The organism is uncultured Microbulbifer sp. (assembly GCF_947504145.1).
Classification (GTDB): domain Bacteria; phylum Pseudomonadota; class Gammaproteobacteria; order Pseudomonadales; family Cellvibrionaceae; genus Microbulbifer.
Map to the genome: position 1 here is coordinate 1359129 of NZ_CANNGQ010000001.1, position 20558 is coordinate 1379686.

At 58.6% G+C, this 20558-nt stretch carries 19 protein-coding genes and 1 tRNA gene; 3 read left to right on the top strand and 17 right to left on the bottom strand.

Going from position 1 to position 20558, the window contains the following annotated elements; all coding sequences use genetic code 11:
* Positions 1-30: 30 nt before the first annotated feature.
* The 9 genes from Q1A74_RS06055 to Q1A74_RS06095 form a co-directional block, all read right to left on the bottom strand.
* Complete coding sequence (locus Q1A74_RS06055) at positions 31-2031, bottom strand: heme lyase CcmF/NrfE family subunit (RefSeq protein ID WP_299593522.1); 2001 nt, start codon at positions 2029-2031, stop codon at positions 31-33.
* The gene (locus tag Q1A74_RS06060; RefSeq protein WP_299593525.1) at positions 2028-2477 is read right to left on the bottom strand and encodes a cytochrome c maturation protein CcmE; all 450 of its coding nucleotides are present in this window, start codon (positions 2475-2477) and stop codon (positions 2028-2030) included. Before Q1A74_RS06060 ends, Q1A74_RS06055 begins: the two co-directional genes overlap by 4 nt.
* A gap of 50 nt (positions 2478-2527) precedes the next feature.
* Positions 2528-2761 (bottom strand): heme exporter protein CcmD, encoded by a 234-nt coding sequence (ccmD, locus tag Q1A74_RS06065; protein WP_299593528.1) that lies wholly within the window; start codon positions 2759-2761, stop codon positions 2528-2530.
* A 9-nt stretch (positions 2762-2770) separates the two neighbouring features.
* The gene (locus Q1A74_RS06070; RefSeq protein ID WP_299593531.1) at positions 2771-3529 is read right to left on the bottom strand and encodes a heme ABC transporter permease; all 759 of its coding nucleotides are present in this window, start codon (positions 3527-3529) and stop codon (positions 2771-2773) included.
* Positions 3530-3597: 68 nt separating this feature from the next.
* The gene (gene ccmB, locus Q1A74_RS06075) at positions 3598-4332 is read right to left on the bottom strand and encodes a heme exporter protein CcmB (RefSeq protein WP_299593534.1); all 735 of its coding nucleotides are present in this window, start codon (positions 4330-4332) and stop codon (positions 3598-3600) included.
* A complete protein-coding gene (ccmA, locus tag Q1A74_RS06080; protein WP_299593537.1) occupies positions 4322-5008 on the bottom strand; it encodes a cytochrome c biogenesis heme-transporting ATPase CcmA in 687 nt (228 codons plus the stop codon). Before ccmA ends, ccmB begins: the two co-directional genes overlap by 11 nt.
* A gap of 36 nt (positions 5009-5044) precedes the next feature.
* Positions 5045-6823, bottom strand: a complete 1779-nt coding sequence (locus Q1A74_RS06085; RefSeq protein ID WP_299593540.1) for an ATP-binding SpoIIE family protein phosphatase — start codon at positions 6821-6823, stop codon at positions 5045-5047.
* A gap of 16 nt (positions 6824-6839) precedes the next feature.
* Positions 6840-7184 (bottom strand): STAS domain-containing protein, encoded by a 345-nt coding sequence (locus Q1A74_RS06090; protein WP_299593543.1) that lies wholly within the window; start codon positions 7182-7184, stop codon positions 6840-6842.
* 274 nt (positions 7185-7458) lie between these two features.
* Complete coding sequence (locus Q1A74_RS06095) at positions 7459-7632, bottom strand: PA3496 family putative envelope integrity protein (RefSeq protein ID WP_299593546.1); 174 nt, start codon at positions 7630-7632, stop codon at positions 7459-7461.
* A 465-nt stretch (positions 7633-8097) separates the two neighbouring features.
* Here Q1A74_RS06095 and Q1A74_RS06100 point away from each other — a divergent pair.
* Positions 8098-8173 (top strand) — tRNA-Arg (locus Q1A74_RS06100).
* Between the two features lie 38 nt (positions 8174-8211).
* Here the strand turns inward: Q1A74_RS06100 and Q1A74_RS06105 are convergent.
* The 6 genes from Q1A74_RS06105 to Q1A74_RS06130 all read right to left on the bottom strand — a co-directional run bounded on the left by Q1A74_RS06105 (position 8212) and on the right by Q1A74_RS06130 (position 13911).
* Positions 8212-9237, bottom strand: coding sequence for an isoaspartyl peptidase/L-asparaginase family protein (locus Q1A74_RS06105; RefSeq protein ID WP_299593549.1), 1026 nt, complete (start codon positions 9235-9237; stop codon positions 8212-8214).
* A gap of 77 nt (positions 9238-9314) precedes the next feature.
* Positions 9315-10223, bottom strand: coding sequence for a dienelactone hydrolase family protein (locus Q1A74_RS06110; protein WP_299593552.1), 909 nt, complete (start codon positions 10221-10223; stop codon positions 9315-9317).
* A gap of 80 nt (positions 10224-10303) precedes the next feature.
* A complete protein-coding gene (locus tag Q1A74_RS06115; protein ID WP_299593555.1) occupies positions 10304-11851 on the bottom strand; it encodes an NADPH cytochrome P450 oxidoreductase family protein in 1548 nt (515 codons plus the stop codon).
* Positions 11852-11888: 37 nt separating this feature from the next.
* Entirely contained in the window at positions 11889-12722 is an 834-nt protein-coding gene (locus Q1A74_RS06120) for a DUF4198 domain-containing protein (protein ID WP_299593558.1), read from the bottom strand.
* A gap of 31 nt (positions 12723-12753) precedes the next feature.
* On the bottom strand, positions 12754-13287 hold the full coding sequence (locus tag Q1A74_RS06125; protein ID WP_299593561.1) for a DUF2271 domain-containing protein: 534 nt from the start codon (positions 13285-13287) through the stop codon (positions 12754-12756).
* Between the two features lie 24 nt (positions 13288-13311).
* Positions 13312-13911, bottom strand: a complete 600-nt coding sequence (locus tag Q1A74_RS06130; RefSeq protein WP_299593564.1) for a PepSY-associated TM helix domain-containing protein — start codon at positions 13909-13911, stop codon at positions 13312-13314.
* A gap of 349 nt (positions 13912-14260) precedes the next feature.
* Between Q1A74_RS06130 and Q1A74_RS06135 the strand changes: the two genes are divergently transcribed.
* Together Q1A74_RS06135 and Q1A74_RS06140 are read left to right on the top strand one after the other, a co-directional pair.
* Positions 14261-15436 carry an efflux RND transporter periplasmic adaptor subunit gene (locus tag Q1A74_RS06135; RefSeq protein WP_299593567.1) on the top strand — a complete coding sequence of 392 codons (1176 nt, stop codon included), beginning with the start codon at positions 14261-14263 and terminating at the stop codon, positions 15434-15436.
* A 12-nt stretch (positions 15437-15448) separates the two neighbouring features.
* The gene (locus Q1A74_RS06140; protein ID WP_299593570.1) at positions 15449-18601 is read left to right on the top strand and encodes an efflux RND transporter permease subunit; all 3153 of its coding nucleotides are present in this window, start codon (positions 15449-15451) and stop codon (positions 18599-18601) included.
* 23 nt (positions 18602-18624) lie between these two features.
* Here Q1A74_RS06140 and Q1A74_RS06145 read toward each other — a convergent pair whose 3' ends face one another.
* Together Q1A74_RS06145 and Q1A74_RS06150 are read right to left on the bottom strand one after the other, a co-directional pair.
* Complete coding sequence (locus Q1A74_RS06145; RefSeq protein ID WP_299593573.1) at positions 18625-19317, bottom strand: alpha/beta hydrolase; 693 nt, start codon at positions 19315-19317, stop codon at positions 18625-18627.
* A complete protein-coding gene (locus tag Q1A74_RS06150; RefSeq protein WP_299593576.1) occupies positions 19314-20534 on the bottom strand; it encodes an MFS transporter in 1221 nt (406 codons plus the stop codon). Before Q1A74_RS06150 ends, Q1A74_RS06145 begins: the two co-directional genes overlap by 4 nt.
* Between the last annotated feature and the right edge of the window lie 24 nt (positions 20535-20558).

The window sequence follows — 20558 nt, forward strand, 5'->3', positions numbered from 1 at the left end:
GGGGAAGACAAGCTTCCCGGCCGGCCGGGATCAGGTCCCGGCCAGTGAGCCATCGCCGGGGGTTGCGACCGCTTTTTGCAGTCGCACTGCTTTTACTTTGCGGTAGCGCTTGTCCGCCACTGCAATTACCCCACCCAGTGCCATAAGCGCCGAGCCCAGCCAGATCCAGATGACAAACGCCTTGTACTGCAGGCGCACCGCCCAATCTCCGCTGAGATTTTCTTTGTCCATGGGATCACCCAGGGCGACATACAGGTCGCGGAAGATGCTGGTGTCGATCGCCGCTTCGGTCATGATATTGCCGCCGGAAAAATAGCTGCGCTTCTGCGGGCGCAACTCGGCCACCAGTTGCCCACCCTGGCGCACCATCAGCACGCCTTCAGACGCCTGGTAATTGGGCCCCCGAACCTGACGCACACCTTCAAAGGTAAATTCGTAACCAGACACTTCGGCACTCTGCCCGGGCGACATCCGCAGGTCTCGCTCAATGCTATACACCGTGGTCAGCGCCACGCCCAGAATGGAAACAGCGAGGCCGATATGCCCCAGGTGCATTCCGTAGTAGCTCGCGCGCTGCCGCTTCAGCCCCGCCCAGCGGGTATCGGCATTGCGGGATTTGGCCAGAATATCGGCCGCGCTCGAAGCGACGACCCAGAGCCCCGCAAACACGCCGAGCATTGCACCCCAGTGAAAGTCCCCGGCAAGCAGGGTAACGATGGGCGCAGCAATGGCGGCCACCAGCGCCGGCAATCCCCAGGCTTTCAGCAGCTTGCTCGTCTGGCTATCTTTCCAGTTAGCGTGAATGCCGAGGCCCAGCAACAGGCTCAATACCAGCATCAGCGGCACAAAGAACATATTGAAGAACGGCGGGCCCACACTGATTTTGCCAAGGTCAAGCGCATCCGCCAGCAGCGGGTAAAGGGTACCGGTAATCACTACACCCATGATCAGCATCAACACGATATTGTTGCTGAGCAGGAAGGTTTCGCGGGATTTTGCTGAGAAGACGCTGCCGGCACTGACGGTCGGTGCACGCAGAGCAAACAGCAACAGCGACAGGCCCACAACCACTCCCAGGAATGCGAGGATAAATCCACCGCGCAGCGGATCTGTAGCGAAGGCGTGCACGGAGGTCAGCACACCGGAGCGCACCAGGAAGGTACCCAGCAGGCTGAGGCTGAACGCAAAGATCGACAGCAAAATAGTCCAGCTGCGGAAGAGTCCACGCTTCTCGGTCACCGCCAGCGAGTGCAGCAGCGCCGTTCCCACCAGCCACGGCATAAAGGAGGCGTTTTCCACCGGATCCCAGAACCACCAGCCGCCCCAGCCCAATTCGTAATAGGCCCACCAGCTTCCCAATGCGATACCCAGGGTCAGGAAAGACCAGGCGATCGCTGTCCACGGCCGCGCCCAGCGAGCCCAGGCGCTGTCGAGACGCCCTTCCAGCAAGGCGGCGATGGCAAATGCAAAAGCAACGGCGAAACCCACATAACCCATGTAGAGCAATGGTGGGTGAATGATCATGCCCGGGTCCTGCAGCAGCGGGTTCAGGTCGCTGCCATCACCGGGCGGAAACGGGAGGATGCGGTCGAACGGATTGGAAGTCAGCAGGATAAACAGGAAGAAACCGATCAGCAGCATGCCCATCACGGACAGCACTCGAGCAACCAGTACATCCGGCAGCTGCCGGCTGAACAGCGCAACCGCCGAGGTCCATCCCGCCAGCATCAGCAACCAGAGTAATACCGAGCCTTCGTGGCCGCCCCATACGGCGGTGACCTTGTAGGCCATTGGCAGGATGCTGTTGGAGTTCTGCGCAACATACGCAACGGAGAAATCGCTGTTTACGAATGCGACCACCAGGCAGGCAAAGGAGACTGCGGTAAAGGTGAGCACCCCCATGGACAGAGGGCGCGCGGTATCCATCCAGAGAACGCGGCCGGTGTAGGTGCCAGCCAGCGGCACCACAGACAGCGCTACCGACAACAGCAGACCAACAATCAGGGCAAAGTGACCCAGTTCAGGTGTCATATCTTGGCATCTCCGTGGCAGTCTGCCTTGCCGACCATGGTCTCTGCGACTTCCGGCGGGGTGTAGGATTCATCGTGTTTGGCCAGTACCTGATCCGCGCGCACGTAGCCATCTTGCTGCAATTGACCGGTCACTACCGCGGCCTCGCCTTCGGCAAAGAGGTCCGGAAGGATCTTGTTAAACACCACTTCCAGCTCGGCCTCGCCATCCGTCAATGCAAACCGCACATCGAGGGAATCGCCATCGCGCACGATACTGCCCGGCACCACGCAGCCACCCGCACGGATGCGTTTTTCAAATGGTACTTCACCTGCGACAAACGCGCTGGGCGCATAAAAATAGTCCATATTGGAGCGCATCGCGTAGGTGATGAACCCTACGGCGACACTGGAAAGTGCCACCAGGAGTACCACCAGGATCAAGCGTTGTTTACGGGCTGGGTGCATGGTTGACCTGTTATCAATCGATTAAAAACGGTATCAGTTACGCGTGCGCTTCAGGCGGTGGCCGCCGGTTCGGATTGCGCTTTGCGCTGCGCCGCCGCACGGTGGCGGGCCTCTTCCTGGCGCAGCTGCCGAGAGAACTCCTTGCGCAGTTTTTTCTGGCGCAAAAGTGGAGCCACAACCAGCGCAACCAGAACCATCACAGCCACACCATAGGCGGCCCACACATAAGGGCCGTGCCCATTCATGGTGAGGAAACTGGCAAAATTTTCAAACTGGAACTGCATATTGCCTCCTCAGGCTCTGGCCGCGGGGGCAGGCTTTTCCAACAGTTCGCGCACCCACTGGGTACGCCACTCTCTTTGCAAGACCAGACTGCGCGTGTGCAGGATAAGTACCCAGGCGTAGAACAGATAGAAGCCGGCGATCATGGTGATCAGTGGATAAAACATACTGGGATCGATGGTGCTGGCCTGGGTCAGTTTCAGGGTAGCGGGCTGGTGCAGGGTGAACCACCAGTCGACAGATTTGTAGATGATCGGGATATTGACCGTGCCCACCAGTGCCAAGAGTGCACTGGCCTTATCGCCGGACTGCTCCCGCGCGAAGGCGCCAGACAGGGCCATCACACCGAGATACAGGAAAAACAGGATCAGCATGGAAGTGATGCGAGCATCCCACACCCAGTAGGCGCCCCAGGTGGGCTTACCCCACACGGCACCGGTAAAGAGTGCAATAAAGGTCAGCGCTGCGCCAATGGGGGCCGCCGCACGCATGACCACGAAGGACAGTTTCATCTTCCAGATCAGGCCGACGGCCCCGCAGATCGCCATGATGTAGTAGCCCGCCAGAGCGAGAAAGGCCGCGGGCACATGGATATAGATGATGCGGTAGCTGTTGCCCTGCTTGGAATCCTGCGGGGCAAAACCCAGACCCCAGGCCATACCTACCGCAAGCAGTAGCAAACTGGCAGCGCCCAGCCACGGCAGCCAACCGCTGGTTTTCTGATAAAACCAGCGCGGTGAGCCCAATCTGTGAAACCATTGCCAGGACAAAATAAGTACTCCTATGCCCTTCTCTCACCCATTTGCCGTACTGCTGTTACGAAAGGTACGTGGAAGGGTCAGTTTTCGAGACTGATACGGATGGCGCCTGCCGCCGCCAGCGGCGCCAATGCGGCCGCTGCAGCCAGAATGGCACCAAGAATCGCCATTTGTGGGCCGTATCCGTACCCATCCAGTGCCGCTTGCACCGCTCCGGTGCCGAAGATTAACACGGGCACATAAAGCGGCATAATTATCAACGCCAACAACAAACCGGGCCGCCTTAGTGCCACCGTCAATGCGGCGCCCACGGCACCAATCAGACTGAGACTCGCGGTCCCCAGCGCCAGGGACATAAACAGCGGCCAGTACCCCGCTTCGCCAAGGTTCAGCATCATGCCCAATAAAGGAGACAACACGGCCAGTGGCAGGCCGGTCACCAACCAGTGCACCAGCACTTTTGCCAGTACCGAGAAATAGAGTGGCTGCGTCTGCAACGCCAGCTGCTCCAGGGATCCGTCTTCATAATCCCCACGAAACAGCGATTCCTGAGACAGCAGGGTCGCCAGCAGCGCCATCACCCAGATCAGGCCCCCGGCCATGCGCGCGAGCATTTCCGGATCAGGGCCAATCCCCAGTGGCATCATCGCCAGCACGGTAACAAAAAACAGCAGCGGATTGACGATATCCGAACGGCGTCGCACCGCCAGGATGAATTCCGTACGGAACAGGGTGTAAAAACCAGGGGGACGTACGGAACCGGTCGCCCCCGATTCCGCCGCGCCAGGGGAGGACGCCAGAGAGTCAACCCGCATAGGAGTGCTCCAGGGAATCATGCGCGCTGGCCTGAAAGTCGGCCAGATTGATCTTCGCCAGTGGAGCAATGGTCACCGGCTGGTGAGAAGTCAGTAACACACTGCCCCCGCGTTGCAAGTGCCGGGTCATCTGGGTCTCCAGGCTTGCGACACCGGCCACATCCAGTGCGGCCAGAGGTTCATCAAGAATCCACAGTGACGGGGTTTCAGGCAGGTACAGACGCGCCAACGCAACGCGTCGGGTCTGGCCGGCGGATAGCTGTTGGCACAGCACATCTTCAAATCCGTACAACCCCACCGCATCCAGCGCTACCAGGGCGTCGGTGTGGCTGGCGCCGTACCACGCCAGGTTTTCCAGCGGGGTCAGGCCGCGCCGGACACCGGCGTTGTGACCGATATACAGCAGTGATTCACGCAGTGATGGGAGAGATTTGGGCAGGGGCACGCCCCGCCACAGAATATGGCCCTGGTAATCGGAGGCAGTGCCAATCAGCGTACGGATAAGCGTACTCTTGCCGGCACCGTTGGCGCCTTCAATCTGCAGTGCAGCTCCGACGCTCAGTGCAAACTCGAGCCCCTCAAACAGGATTCTGCCGTCCCGCTCACAGGTGAGCCCGCGCGCACTCAGGGCAAGCCCTGGCGCCGAGTCTGTTGCTGTACCAGATTGTGCAGACACCATCGCCCACCGCAGTTGATGAAAAACTAGCCGGCATTATACCGGGAGTGGCGGGTTTTGCATGGCCTTCCCGGAGGATTCACTTGCACTGTGTTGCTCCGCAGCACCATTCCAGCGAATAGTCGCCTCCACACGGCTACTACCGGGGTGGTAGTGCACCTCGTCACATATCGTGTGGAGCAAATTGAGCCCCCGCCCTGCGTAGACCCCGGTGTGCTCGCGCACTTCAGGGAAACCAACGCCGCTGTCTTCCACCTCCAGAGTCAGCTCGCCTCCTGCTTCCCCCTCCCTACAGCTGAGGGAGATTCGCACCCAACCCTCGGTCAACTGACCGCGGCGCTCCGCCATCAGGTCGTAATAGCGTACAAAGCCGTCATCCGTGGCCTTGATGGACGAGTCCAACTCCAGCACCCCGTGCTCCAGCGCATTGCGGAACAGTTCGCCCAGCGCAATCGCCAGATCTTCCTGAAAGCGCACGGCTCCGGGCATCTGCGCCAATACGCCCAATAGATGTGGTAATGGGTCCGTCGTGCGCAGCTCCTGCTGCGACAGGTGCAACTGCATAGACCAGTCACCGACCCGCCCCCCTTTGCGGCTCCCTCCGTGATCCACTGCCAGGCAACCACTTTTGCGCAGGGAGGCATGAGTGAGATCCAGCTCCACCAGCGACAGATCGTCATGCTGTTCCGCCGCGTGGGCATTGACCGCTACCAGAATCTGGTCGAACGCCTGGAAGCCCTCGTCGCCGTCCTCGCGCAACAAGTTGATCAGGCGGCTCTCACCAAAGTGCTCCCCCTGACTGTTGCGCGCCTCGTGAATACCGTCACTCCAAAGATACAAACGGTCCCCCGGCATCACGCGCACATTGACGATCGAGGTATCAACCTGATCAGAGGACAGCACACCGAACGGCAAGTGGCGCGACTCCAGCATATGCAGTTCGCCATTGGTGCGTTTCAGACAGGGGCTCGGCATCCCTGCATTGAGAATACGCAGGTGGTTGCGACGCGGGTCCAGCTCCAGCATCACCAGGCAGCAGAACATCTGCCGCGGCAGGATATCGTAAAGTTTGCGATTGATTTCCCGCAGCACCCGGCTCATGGAAAAACCCCGGGGCATCATGGAATAAAAGATGGAAGTAAGCGGTACCGCACCCACCGCGGCGGCGAGGCCGTGGCCAGCAAAATCCCCCAGCATCAGCACCAGTTTTCCATCCGGGGTATGGGTGGCGGCGAGCAGGTCCCCGTTCAGTACCGCCCGCGGAGACAGGTGGTAACGGATTGCCGGGGTGTCATCCAGGCAACTTTCATTGCCCAGATTGCCGAAAATCTCACGCGCGTTCGCCTGCTCCTGTAGAAAGTCCGCATGATGCCGCCGCAGGCGGTCCCGCTGCGCCATCAATGAACGGCTGAATTCACAGAAGCGGCGGATAGACGCCAGCTTAAGCTGCACCAGCGGCGGGCTGTACGGCTTGGTGAGAATATCATCGCAAATGGTTGGTGGGGCCGGTGGAGGCGCTTCGCCGGTCAGGTCCTGCACGAACAGGATCGGCACCAGCTCGACGCCGCCGCTTTGCCGCAACTGCCGAATCTCGTCAGCGACGGTGTTGTTGGCGGCAACGGGTCCAAAAATCACCAGATTGGGATGAAATTCGTCGTACGCGCCCACGGCCATGTCTACGGACGGAACCGCGTGGATGGAGGTCGGAAGCACACAGCCGGTAGAACTGGTGTATTCCGAGTTGTGGATCAACTGCCGCAGCTCACCCAGTTCGCCGGCATCGCTTTCGACAATCAGGACTCGGAAGGCAGGCATCAGGGATGGAGGATCTTCAGCGGATGCTGAAAATGCGATCGAAATTGGAGACCGAGAGGATGTGGGAGACATGCGCGTTGGCATTCATCAGTTCAACCGCGGGCTGGGCACCTTCCCCGCCGGACTCCACACAGTAATCCCGCAACAACAGCAGCATCCCCAGCGCCGCGCTGTCCAGGTGGTCGGTTTCGGAGAGATCAACCAGAAAGGTCCTGGGCGGCGGCATCACATTGCGATACGCCCGCTGGAATTCCCGGTGTATATTGAAATCAAAATTACCCGCAACGCGGATAACCAGCGTATCACCACCTTCGGACACTGCCGAAGTCACCCTGCTTTCAAACCTGTCGGAAACTACCATCTGAAGGTCCCTTTTCCTTCCCTTTCCTGACGATTGCGTTCCAATATACACCCCTCCGGGGAGTGTGCAAACTGGCGACGGGACGAGCCGAGCGCCCCGCTCGCCCGAACCGGCAATGATCTGACCAATGAAAAAGGGTGCCCAAGGCACCCTTTTTGTGGGGCCTGCCGCGAGCCATGTAGCACAATGCACATGGGAGTCGGGCAGTATTTCTTAATGATAAACCCGGATAAACCCCCGGTCGGTGTCAACAGGCCTGTCGATGCCCGCCGGCCTAGAACTCGTACTGATAATCCAACAGCTCCCGCCTGAGACGCATCTCCTCCAGCCGGTCTTCGACCATCCGGCGAGCATCTCTTGGGTTCTGAGGCGTATACAGTAGCTCCTCGGCCACTGAGGAATCGCTCTCATCAAAATCCATGTCATTTTCGATAACGTTGCCGCTCATAGAAAACTCCATAATCTCGATCTGCCAAGGCAGAAACACTTTGTCTGTTTTTGTCGTGCAATCGCAGATTAGCCAGCACAGACTTCACCGGTCAAGCACCTTTTACACTGCGGAAACAAGTTTTTTTACGGGGTTACACCGACGCCCGGTACACAGCCGGACGTCAGGCAAAGCCTCTCCTTTACAGCCCGCAGCTGGCGCAAAAATACCGGCAATTTGTTACCAAATCGCGACAATTTTCCTCAAAATTTTTATTGAAATGATCCCGGATTTCCCGACGATTCTCCGGTGGATTCTGGTAACCATGACAACCTTGGCGTTACCCTTGGTGACAATTGATCAGAGGGAGTGGAAGCACTTCGCACTTCAGGTGAGATGGGCAACGAAAAAGCCGCGGTCAGAGTCGGTAGAGATCGGGCCATGACAGCCGCAGCGACAGTGGTTAGAATGAGCGCCCTTCCGATGGCCCCCGTCGGTTAACAGGATAAACCACGGACCTCCTAAGTCCGGACTGCAGGTTCGAGTCCTGCCGGGGGCGCCAACTTTCCAGGTGTGTCGCCGCGCACTTCATGCAATGTTTTATTCGTCCCTGAAGATGGCGATCTCCGCTGCCTCGCCGCTACGGCGGCTGGCCCGGTACATGCCCTTGGTATTGAAGATGAGCGCGATATGGCCTTCGGCATCCAGCGCGATTACTCCACCTGTGCCACCAACCGGCAACAGCACCTTGTTGATCACCTCATCCGCCGCTTGCGCCACGGACTTATCCTGGTAGGCAACGCGGGTACAGATATCTGCAGCCACGTTATAGCGGATAAAGTATTCGCCGTGGCCCGTGGCTGAAACGGCACAGGATTGGTTGTCGGCAAAGGTGCCGGCGCCAATAATCGGGGAATCGCCAATACGGCCGTAGCGCTTGGCGGTCATACCACCGGTGGAGGTGCCCGCAGCCAAGTTGCCCCGCTTGTCCAGCGCCACTGCACCCACGGTACCCATACGGAAAGGCTCCGGCAGCGCCTCGACCGAGGCCTGGTAATCCTTGTCCTGCTGGTTTTTCCTGTCGAGCTTTTCTCTCGCTTTGTCCAGCTGCTTGCGCCGCTGCTCGGTATCGAAGGTTTTGTTATCCACCATGGGTACACCGCGGCTTTTGGCAAAGTCTTCCGCTCCCTGCCCCGCCAGCATCACAAACGGGGAGTCTTCCATTACCATGCGCGCGAGATTGATGGGGTTGGCGATGTGTTTTACGCCTGCCACGGCCCCCGCCTCGCGGTTGCGGCCATCCATGATCGAGGCGTCCAGCTCATGGGTGCCGCCATAGGTATACACCGCACCCTTGCCAGCATTGAACAAGGGGGAATCTTCCATGATGTTGATGGCGGCGACGATCGCATCCAGGCTGGAACCGCCCTTTTCCAGTACCTGGTATCCCGCGTTAATGGCTTCATCCAGTTTGGCGCGATAGGCCCGTTCCTTTTCTGGTGTCATCGCCGACTTTTCGATGGTACCGGCACCGCCGTGGATGGCGATCGCAAAGGTGGGCTTGTCCGCCGATGCGCCCGCACTGATCAACAGTCCGATCCAGACAACCAACAGTCTTCGCAACATTCCCTGCCTCCCTCGGTTCCGCCTTTCCTGTTCACCGTACAAATTCGGTGTACGGCTTAGATGTACAACTATCGAGATTAGCTCATGCGCTGCTTGAACAAGGCCAGCATTTCGCTCCAGGCGCGCTCCGCTTGGGCCTGGTTATAAGCCATGGAATCCGGCGGGCACCAGCCGTGCATGGCGCCTTCGTAGACTTCTACGGCGGCATCCAGGTCGGCAGCCTTGAAGGCGTTGCGCAATTCGTCTTTCGCCTCAGGCTGACGCTCGTCGTCATTTTCCGCAATCGCCACCAGGAAGCCGGCTTTGATTTTGGGGATCAGGCGATGAGGACTGTCGCTCTTATCGGTCACCAGGCTACCGCCGTGGAAGGAAGCACCAGCGCCAAAGCGCTCGGGCATTGCCGCAGCCAGGCGAAAGGTGTAGGAGCCAGTCATGCAGTAACCGGCGGTGCCTGCTTTTTTCGCCGGGTCTACCGACGCCTGTTTATCCAGCCATTCAATAAAGGCTTTGCCGTCGGTAACGCAGGTTTGCGGGGAGAGGGTGCCGGCGAGTTCGCGGCCTTTCGGGAACACCTGCTTGCGCAGTTCCGGGCCGATGATTTTTGCATCGTCCGGGATCAGCTGACCTTTCATGGTGCGGTAGTAGGGGTTCACCACCAGTACGGAATAACCAGACTCTGCCAGGCGCTTGCCCATCTGGCGAAAGGCCGGACGCATGCCGAAAATATCCGGCCACAGAATTACCGCCGGGTGGCGCCCTTCAGCGGGGTGTACAAAGTAGGCGTCGGCCTCACCGTCGGGGGTCGGCACTGTGACTTCACTTTCCACCACCTTGATTCCACTGTTCGCGGACGCGCGCCAGGGCAACATGGCAAAGAGTGCGGTGCCCACGCCGATTCTCCCAAAGCCGCGCCGACTCACCCCGGCACCGCTGCCTTTTTTGAGGAAGTAGGCCTCGGCATCTTTCGTATTCAGTTCATCACACATTCCCGTCTCCTTTTGATTGATGGTCTGGATAACCGCTCCAGCAACCATTACTCAACAGGATTTTTCCGGGCAAGTCCAGCTCAGTAGAGGTCCCGACGGTAGTGGCCTGCGTCCAGCATGGACGATACTTCTGCTTCACCCAACAGCTGATTAAGCACCCGGTGGACGCCAACACCCATACCGCTGCGATTGCCGCAGACATAGATATCCGCACCGCGAGCGACAAATGCGTGCAGGGCATCCTGCTGGGTGGCAAGAAACTCCTGCACATAGCGGGGCTGCTCTGTTTTCCCGCGAGAAAAAACCCGGTCGCAGCGCGTGAGGGTGCCCTGCTTCAGCCAGTTGTCTATTTCCCTGGCCAGGGGCCGGTCGGCTTCCGGGCAACGCTCGCCGTAAACCAACCACACCGGGCCAGAATTTGGCCGGGCGGCGCGCTCCGCCAGTTGTGCGCGCAATCCTGCCAGCCCGCTGCCGGCACCGATCAATACCATCGGCCGGCTATGATCCGGGGTGTGGCAGTTGCTGTTTTGTCGCAGCCTACCCGCAAACAGTTCGCCGGACTCGCAGTGCTCCGTGAGCCAGCCAGAACCGAGCCCGAGCTGACCACCCTCACGAAACTGCTGCCGCACGATCAGCTTGAGCGCTTTCTCCTCACAGCTGGAGGCAACGGAATATTCCCGCACAGGCAGCAGAGGAAATTCCGAGAAATCCCCTCGCAGCAGTTTTTCCCGGTCAAAGTCGGCATTTGGCAAAACACGGTCGCGCAACCAGGCCTGCAGTGTCTGACCGCGCCCGCCAAGAGCGATCCACTCGGTCGCTTCCAGCTGGTGCAGGGCCAGCCACGCCACTACAACCTCACGTGGATGCCGTGGCTGCACCTCCAATACATCGCCCGCGCGCCACATGGGCCAGTCGTTGACTGCCCGCAGAGTCAATGCAAACAGAGGTGCACCGGGGCTGCCGGAGTTCAGCAACGTGCGCTCGGACAGGCGCCACCAGATAACAGGCTGACTGACGGAACTTTCCGTCGTCGACTCAGCGGGTTGCAACGGGCGGAACCAGGTGGGCATGACACTGGCAACGCCGCTGGTATCTTCGCGGGCCCCGTCGACCTTATGCAGGGGCTCCAGCGCTTTAGCACCGAGCTGCGCCATACCGTCAAACAATAACTGACCGAAGGCACAGAAGCGCTCGTAGGTGCTGTCGCCCAGGGCGACGACAGAATAGGAAAGGTGGGAGAGATCCAATGTGACGGCGTCACTACCTGCACCACTCAGATAATTGCGCGCGAAACGCCGACCGTTATCCGGCGCCTCTCCTTCACCATAGGTAGCGACGACGAACAGTGCTTTGTGCACCGTTTGCAATGTCTGTGAAGACACCTGACTCAGGGGTAATACCGTGACCGGTTGCGAGGCCCCGATATGCGCCGCACTCTGATGTGCCAGCGAGGCGGCGGTACCGCTTTGACTGGCAAAAGCAATCAGCACGCCGCCCGCTGCCTGCGTATGCTGCTGCCGGCGGGCAGCGTTTTGTACACGGCGCTGCCGCACAACCAGGAAGACAACCCATAGGAGCCACAACAGAGAACAGACAACTGCAATGGCAATGCGCTGATACTCTGTCACAACCGGGCTCCCTGGTTAACGATGGAAACGTGCGACCTTACAGCGGCAGCACTTCAAAGGTGGCAGAGTAGGAGCCACGGCGAATGGTAGCTGGAGCCTTCGCCTTACCGTCTTCGAAGTCCGCTTCCATAAAATACTGACCGGCGCTCGGCCAGGTAACACTGAACAGGCCCGCGGCGTCGGCTGTCAGCTTGATTTCTTCCTGTTTGTCGCGGTAGCGGCTGCCACCAGGAACGAACGTGATTTCCGCCTGGTTTGCCGGCTCACCGTCGATCAGCAATTTGAAACTGGCGCTCTCACCCGCGTAAAGATCATTCGGGTGGGTAACCGGCACCAGCTCCAGACCGACTCCCTGAGGCTTCAGCACGGAATCGGACGGTGCACCCAGGGTGACAAAGGTTTCAATACGGTGGGAGCTCTGGGTAACACGCAGGTCTTTGGCATTCTTCGGCACGGCGGTATCAAATTCCGAATCGTCCGCCTGCTGACCGCGGCCCGGCCACATCTGGCGCTTGCCCTCGTCGTCTTTCCAGAAGGCGCGCAGCCCTGCTGAGGCGACACCGATTCGGTAGGTACCCTCTTCTTTCAACTGCACATCAAATGTGCTGCGATATTTTCCCTTTGCAGAGTTTTCCAGTTCGATTTTTTTACCGCTCGGCGCGAATGCCGAAACGCGATCCGCACCCAGTGCTACATGGTCCGGGAAAAAAATGGTGTTGGACACCGCCGCATCGAAGGTTACATAGGGATCATCACCGGACAGCACCGTAGAACTCGGCAGGATCCAGGCACGGTGTGCTTCCGCTTGCATAGCGATACCTGCGGCCATCAGGCCCGCAAGCAGGGTTGTTTTAAATACGTTTTTGTTCATGGAAATCTCCTTATTTGTGTTGAATGCGCTATCAGGGAAGCAGAGCGACTTTAATAGTGCCCAGCTCTTCCTTTCCCGCAGCGGAAAGCGGAAGACTGGATTTTTCCAGCGGCCAGGTCAGGGGAATCTCCACCAGCTCACGGCCGCCCACTTCCCGCGCCGCTTCGATACGGAGGCGGTACTTGCCCGGTGCCAGTTTGGCGAGGTCGCTCTCGGCAATGGCGACTTCCAGCGCGTGCTCGCCGGGGCCGTAGGTGGCAGAAGTAATTCCGTCAACTGGCACATCCAGCCCGCGCCCGCCGCGACGCCACCACTGGCGTAAATCCTTTAGCCACTTCTCGCCTTCGTTATTACGCATTTCCAGGTCGTACCACACGGCAACCTGGGTGGCCTTGCGAGACTCGTCTTCCAGCCACACGGCCACATACGGTTTGTGGTACTCCGCCACGTTCAGCCGGGGAATCTCGATACTGAGCTGCAGACTTTGCGCCTGGGCACCCGCGGTAAAAAATAGTGCCGCGCATGCCGCTGCGCCGGCGATTTTTCTGAACAACTTTATTTCCATGTTTATTCCCGATAACAAAAACAGTCAGTGAATGAAAACCAGTGCAATCACCAGAGGGATCAATACGCCCAGGGCAGTCACCGGCCAGGTCGAAACCCGGCGAGACGACTGCTGCCACAGCAACCAGAATCCGGTGAGGCAGAACACCACGCAGACCACCGCGAAGACATCCAGAAACCAACGCCACGCGGTGCCGGTATCGCGCCCTTTGTGCAGGTCGTTGAAGTAGGCAACCCAACCGCGGTCGGTACTCTCATAGACGAGATCGCCGGTCTCGATATCCAGGGATAACCAGGCGTCGCCACCGGGGGTCGGCATGGCCAGATAGAACTCGCCACTGTCCCACTCCCCCTGATGGCCGCGGGGTATATGCACGTGGTACTCGCTGGCGAGCCAATCGATCAACTTCCGCGGCAACCTGGGCTCGGCCGATGCGCCGGTATCCCAGCCGTCCAGAAGAGGTGCGGGGACAACAGCCTCGTGACTGACAAGAACGGGTTCCGCCGGGATCTCGGCGGCGTGGTTCAGGGTGATTCCTGTGATTGCGAACAGCAGCATCCCCACCAGACACAATGCCGAACTGATCCAGTGCCACTGGCGCACTGAGCCGAGAGAGAAAGCCACGCTTGAATTGATCCTTCTTATGGCCAGCAACGGATTTCCGGTCAGCCGTCTATCGAAACAGCAGAGAATGATAATACATCTCATTTGCCCTGTTAAGTGGCCCGCGGAATCCCGTGCGTAAACTTTTGTAAGGCAGTCGCAGAATCCCTCCTCGCAAATTTATCGCACCGCCCTGCATCCAAAACCGCTAGCCGAGCGGTCAATGTCATCGTTACCACTATGGAATTCGCCGTAGAACCCTCTCACCCTGCCTTCCCCCCCGTTGTCAGGCTTTGAGGTTCCGTTGTTTTATGGGCAACACACCAACAGGACCGTTGGCGAATAAATCAAAACAGGCAAGATGAGACCGATGAACAAAAAAATCCTCAAGACGGCAGCGCCCGCCCTGGTACTCGTGCTGGGCTTTAGCGCGGTGCAATTGATGTCGGCGTCCAAGCCCGCCCCTGAAAAAAAAGAAGAAGAGCAGCGCCCGGTTTCCCTCGTCTATACCGAAGCCAGAAAAGAAGCCGTCCATCTGGCGGTCACCACCCAGGGCGAAGTGCGCGCACATACGGAAATTGACCTCACACCGGAGGTGTCCGGCCGCGTCGTGTCCATATCCCACGCTTTTGCCGAAGGTGCCGGCTTTGAACCTGAGGAAACCCTGATCCAGCTGGATGACGCGGACTACCGTCTCGCTCTCGCACAGGCAGAAGCCGGCGTGGCGCAGGCGGAAGTCCTGCTTCTTCAGGCCCAGGCGGCTGCGAAGATCAAACGTCAGCAGTGGCTGGACCTGAGCCCAAATAAAGAACCCACACCGCTGCAGGTCAACAAGCCACAGGTTCTCGAAGCTGAGGCGAACCTGCGCTCCGCCAGAGCCGAACTCGACGATGCCAAGCTGAACCTCGCGCGTACCAAAATCCGTCTGCCATTTCGTGGCCGGGTAGCAAGTCGCAGCATTGGCGTCGGGCAATATGTCACGCCCAATACAGTTCTTGGCCGCGTGTTCGCAACGGATCGCGTGGAGATTCGCCTTCCACTCACCGACACGCAATTGATGGAGCTGGCCCTTCCCATGGGATTTGTCGCCAGTGACAAAAACCCGGGGCCCGCAGTGGCACTCTCTGCCCAGATCGGCGCGCATCAGCAATCCTGGCAGGGCCGAATTGTCCGCACGCAGGCCGCGATCGATCAGCAGACGCGCCTCATCTACGCGGTGGCAGAAGTCGCAGACCCATACGGGGCCGGCGCCAGCAATGGCGCACCACTGGCAGTAGGCCTGTTTGTCACTGCCGAGGCAGAAAGTGTGCAGGAACAGCAGGCAGTGGTTGTACCGAGAACCGCATTACGCAGCGCCGACAAGGTTTACGTAGTGGATGACAACGATCAATTAAGTATTCGCACCGTCGACGTGCTGTCTACCTCCCATAACCGCGTAGTACTCGCGGCCGGCATCGCGGACGGCGAGCGGGTGGTTACCTCCACCGTTGCCAATGCGGTCGACGGAATGAAGGTACAACCTATTACCCACCTGGCCAGCAACTAACGGAGCCCGACGATGAATAGTTTGATTGCCTGGTGGGCCCGCAATCCGGTGGCCGCCAATCTCGCCATGGTATTTATTTTCGTGGCGGGCCTGATTGGGTTTGGAAGCATGGAGCGGGAGATGGACCCGCAGGTGCGCTTTCCCGGCCTGGAGATTCGCGTATCCTGGCCCAGCGCTGCGCCGCAGGAAGTAGAAGAACAGATTGTCGCCCGTATAGAAGAAGCGGTTAGCGACATGGACAATATCGAATGGGTGCGCTCCTCCTCATCGGAGGGCTCCGGTGAGGTGTATATCCTGGCGGAGAGCAACGTAGACTTTTCCCGGTTTATGAACGACGTAAAGATCCGTGTCGACGGTATCTCGTCCTTCCCGCGGGATATTGAGCCACCGCAGGTTCATCAATGGGTAAATCGACAAGAATTTATCCGGGTAGCGGTCCACGGTGACCTCGGCGAACGGGAACTCAAGCGGCTGGCAGAACAGCTGCGACGCGAAGCCGCGACCCTGCCCGCGATTTCCGTGGTCAACTTGTTCGGCACACGCATGGAGGAAGTCTCCATTGAGGTCAGCGAAGAAGCCCTTCGCCGCTACGGCCTGACCTTTCAGCAGGTCGCGGACGCAATCCGCACCAGTTCCATCAACCAGTCCGCCGGCACCGTGCGCACCGAGGTGGGCGCCTACCAGTTAAAGGTCCGCAATCAGGCCGATTCAAAGCAGGAGTTTGGCAATATCATCGTGCGCCAGACTGCCGATGGCGGCACTATCCGCGTCGGTGATGTGGCCAATGTCGTGGACGGTTTTGAAGACAATGAGATTCTCGCAACCCTGAACGGGGAACCGGCGGTGCTGCTGCAAGTGATGAGCACCGAGACCATGGATATTCTCACGGCTTCTGAGTCCATCCGGAACTGGATCGCCCAGCGCAACGAAACACTGCCTGCAGGCGCAAAGCTCACCCTTTGGACCGACAACGCCGTGGACTTTAAGGGCCGCCTTGAAACCATCGGCTCATCCGCGCTGCTGGGGCTGTTCCTGGTGCTGCTGGTACTGGTGTTCAGCCTGCGCCCGAAGGTTGCCTTCTGGGTCGCTTTCGGTATTGCCACTGCCTACGCTGGCGCATTTGTTCTGCTCCCCACCGTGGGTGTTTCCCTCAATATGCTGTCCACATTTGCCTTCCTGCTGGTGCTCGGCATCGTGGTCGATGACGCAATTGTGGTGGGTGAAAGTATCCACACGGAGTCTCATAGCCCGGAACACGGAAATGATGAGAAGGGGCGCCTGGGCGCCGCGGTACTCGGCACCCAGCTCGTCGCCAAACCCGTGATCTTTGCAGTAGTGACAACCATCTTCGCCTTCCTGCCCTGGATATTTATCAGCGGCTCCACCAGTGAATTCACCCGTCATATCACCTGGGTAGTTATTCTGGCACTGGTATTCTCTCTGGTTGAGTCACTGTTTATTCTGCCGGCACACCTGCGCAACCTGAAGCAGCGTACTAAATTGGGCCGCTTTGGTCGTATCCAAAAAGGTATTGCCGACCGCATTATCTACTTCGCGCAAAACCACTATCGCCGTATCGGCCAGTGGGCGGTGGATCGTCGCTACCTGACGTTGAGCATTTTTATCGCAGTAATGATGATCGGCTTTGGCATGTTCGGCAGTGGCTGGGTTAAAAAAGGTTTTATGCCGGAAATCGAGTCAGATGAAGTGATCGTCAACGTGGTCATGCCCGAAGGTGCGCCCTATAGCCGTGCACTGGAAGTGCTGGAACAACTACAAGATGCGGAGAAGCGCCTTGAGCAAGAGGTGAATGAGCGCACGGACGGGAAAGGCGTGCTGATCGAAAACTGGTATACGCGCTCCCGTCGCGACAGCGTCATGGCCATCGTCAAACTGGCACCGCCGGAACTGCGTGACATGTCCGCCAAAGATGCGGCCCTGCGATTGCGCGAGCTGCTGGGTGATATCCCCGATGCAAAAGAAGTCTCCGTACAGTACTCGTTCAACAATGACGGCCCCGGGTTTGAACTCTCCATTCGCCACCCGGACCTGGATGTACTGCGAACAGCGACAGCCGATCTGGAAGAGCAACTGCGCTCCTACGAAAGCCTGTACGACGTGCGCAACAACCTGGAAGGTGCCTCCGAGGAAATCCGCATTGAATTGAAACCCGGGGCAACCAAGCTCGGGCTGACACTCGCAGATGTGAACCACCAGGTGCGCCAGGCCTACTTCGGTGAGGAAGTTCAACGGCTGCCACGTGCGGGCCAGGACGTAAAAGTGATGGTGCGCTACCCGCTGGAATCCCGTCGCTCTATTGAGAGCCTGAAAAACTTCCGCGTACGCACCGCGGACGGCCGCGAAGTGCCCCTGCTCGCGGTCGCCGACCTGCACTATGCACCAGGTATCAAACGTATCCAACGCTGGAACGGTAACCGCGCAGCGCGTGTGATGGCGGACCTGAAGGACGATGTGCGCGGCGATATCATGAAGGACCTGGACGAAAACTTCTTCCCGGCCTGGGAAAAACGCCACCCGGGTATCATCCGCGGTGCGGTAGGCCAGGCGGAGGGTGAGAAACGCTTTATTCAAGAAGTGCTGGGCCTGTACATCATGGCCTTCTTCGGCATGTACAGCCTGTTGGCCATTGCATTCCGCAGCTATTCGCAACCTATCCTAATCCTGATTGCGATCCCGTTTGCCTTTACCGGCGCCATCTTTGGCCACGCTGCGACAGGCATGACCATGGCGATCTTCAGTTATTTTGGTATCGCAGCCGCGGCGGGCGTCGTCGTCAATGACAACCTGGTTCTGATGGATCACTGCAACCGCTTGCGGGAAAAAGGCATGGCACCACTGACAGCCGTCGTAGAAGCCGGAGTTGCCCGCTTCCGTCCGATCCTGCTGACTACCGTCACCACCATCGTCGGTCTGCTGCCGATGATGCTGGAGCGCAGTATTCAAGCGGCATTTCTGCAGCCCATTGTAGTAGCACTGGCATTCGGCGTATTCGTCGCCTTCTTTGTGACACTGCTACTGGTGCCCGCCATGTATGGTATTGGAGTGGACATCAACCGCCTCGCAGGCCAGGTGAAATTGGCGTTACTCAATAAAATCAGCGCGAATCCACAACCGCTGCGGCCGCAAGATCAGACAAATAGCTAGTGTTCGGATAAGCAGAATGTTGGTCACTGTTGCAACCAGCGAATAATGGTTTCCGCCAGGGTTCGCGGCTGCTCCAGAGGTATCATGTGACCGCACGCGTCAATGACCTCAAGGGTGGCGCTGGGTATTGCCTCAACCAGCTCATCCGCTTCTTGGAGTGAGCGCAGCGCATCGTTTGCGCTCGCGATGACTAACGTCTGACAGCCAATTGTGGACGCGGGAACTTCCGACCTGTCCAGTGCCGATTGCGTAGCCAGCGCCTGGTAACCCAGGCGCTGGCTCATCTCTTTGATATAGGAGACCAACGCGGCATCGGAAGCATTGCGGGGGTGTAGTGACCGGGCGATGGTAGCGTTGCTGAGCCCCCTGAAGCGCGCTGGGGTTAAAGCCTGCACCGCCTGCAGCTTTGATTTTTTCTGCTGCTCGGTGTCTTCACGTAGAGAAGTTGCCACAAGGATCAACGCCTGCACTCGCTCCGGATAATCCGCGGCCAATTGCCGGGCAATGTACCCGCCCAGGGAAAATCCGATCAGTACAAAGCGCGGCGGTAATTGCTCCGCGATACACCGCGCCATATCACGTATGGTTGGCCCCTCGCCGAGCGCCCCGTTGAACACCCGCCACTCTGAGGGCAGATATTCTCTAAAATCGCTCCATAGGGTGTGATCCAGCATAAAACCTGGAATCAACGCTACAGAGGTTGAAGTACTATTCACTGGATTTTTCGCCCTCGCCCACCAAATGAAAAAAAGCGGCTGCGCCACATCACTCCGATACAAACCACTGTACACAGGACCCCGCTCAACACGGCCACTGCCGGCAGACCAGTCGCCTGGGCCAATACACCCAGAAGGGACGCACCGAGCGCCGGCCCTGCTACTGTGGTCATACCCCACAGGCTCACCACACGACCGCGATACTGGCTATCGAGATCGGCCTGCAGGGCCGCCTGCATACCAATACTGGCGAGGGTGGACATAGCGGCAATGCCAAAAATGCTGAGCATGGCCAACAGGAAGGTGCCGGAAAACCCCAGCAGCACTACAAAGATCCCCTGCAAGCTGCACCCTACCGTAATGAACGTCACCAACGTGCTGCGCCTGGTGGTTCCGGAGAGCAATACCCCGGCCACAATGCCACCGGCGCCGGCCACCGCCATCAGTGTGGCGAGACCACTACTGCCACGGTCAAACACACCGCCAGCGAATGCCGGCAAGAGTTCCAGCATGCCACGGCCGAAAGCTGCAATCGCCACCGATAAAATAAACAGTTCGAGAAATTTCGGCACGCTTTTTATATAGCGAAGCCCTTCTGCGAGCTGGAACAACACACTCCCGCCCTTGCTGCTGCGCGCTGTAGGACGAATCTGCACGATCAGAAGGGAAAACAGAGTGCCGAGAAAGGTTAGTGTATTGATCAGAAACGTACCCCCGACACCGAAGGCACTGATGGAAAGCCCACCGAGTGCCGGCCCCACCATACGGGTGACGTTGAACATTACGGCGTTCAGGCTGATCGCCTGGGTAAGCAGGTCTTTTGGCGCGATGTCGTGGATCAATGTGAGCCGGATCGGCTGATAGGCGGCATTGCCAATGCCCAGCAGTACACAGCAGGCGAGCAATGCATAGATGTTGAGAAACCCGAGGGCATAGATGGCAAACAGGCCGGCGTTCAGCAGAATCTGCATCAGCAGACAGGCGATGGCGTAACGCCGGCGGTCCATACGATCGATCAGCACGCCAAACAGGGGCGCGATAAACACCAGTGGCAGGTATTGGGCAAGCACGATCAGGCCCACCCAACTCGAAGACTCTGTCAGCTCCCACGACAGCCAGCCGATGGCAGTGCGCTGCATCCAGGTACCAACCCAGGAGACGGTATTGCCTCCCAGGTAGAGTCCGTAGTTGCGGTCTTTCAGAACTTCAAAGGCCATAGCGTTGTGTTACCGGAATTGCTG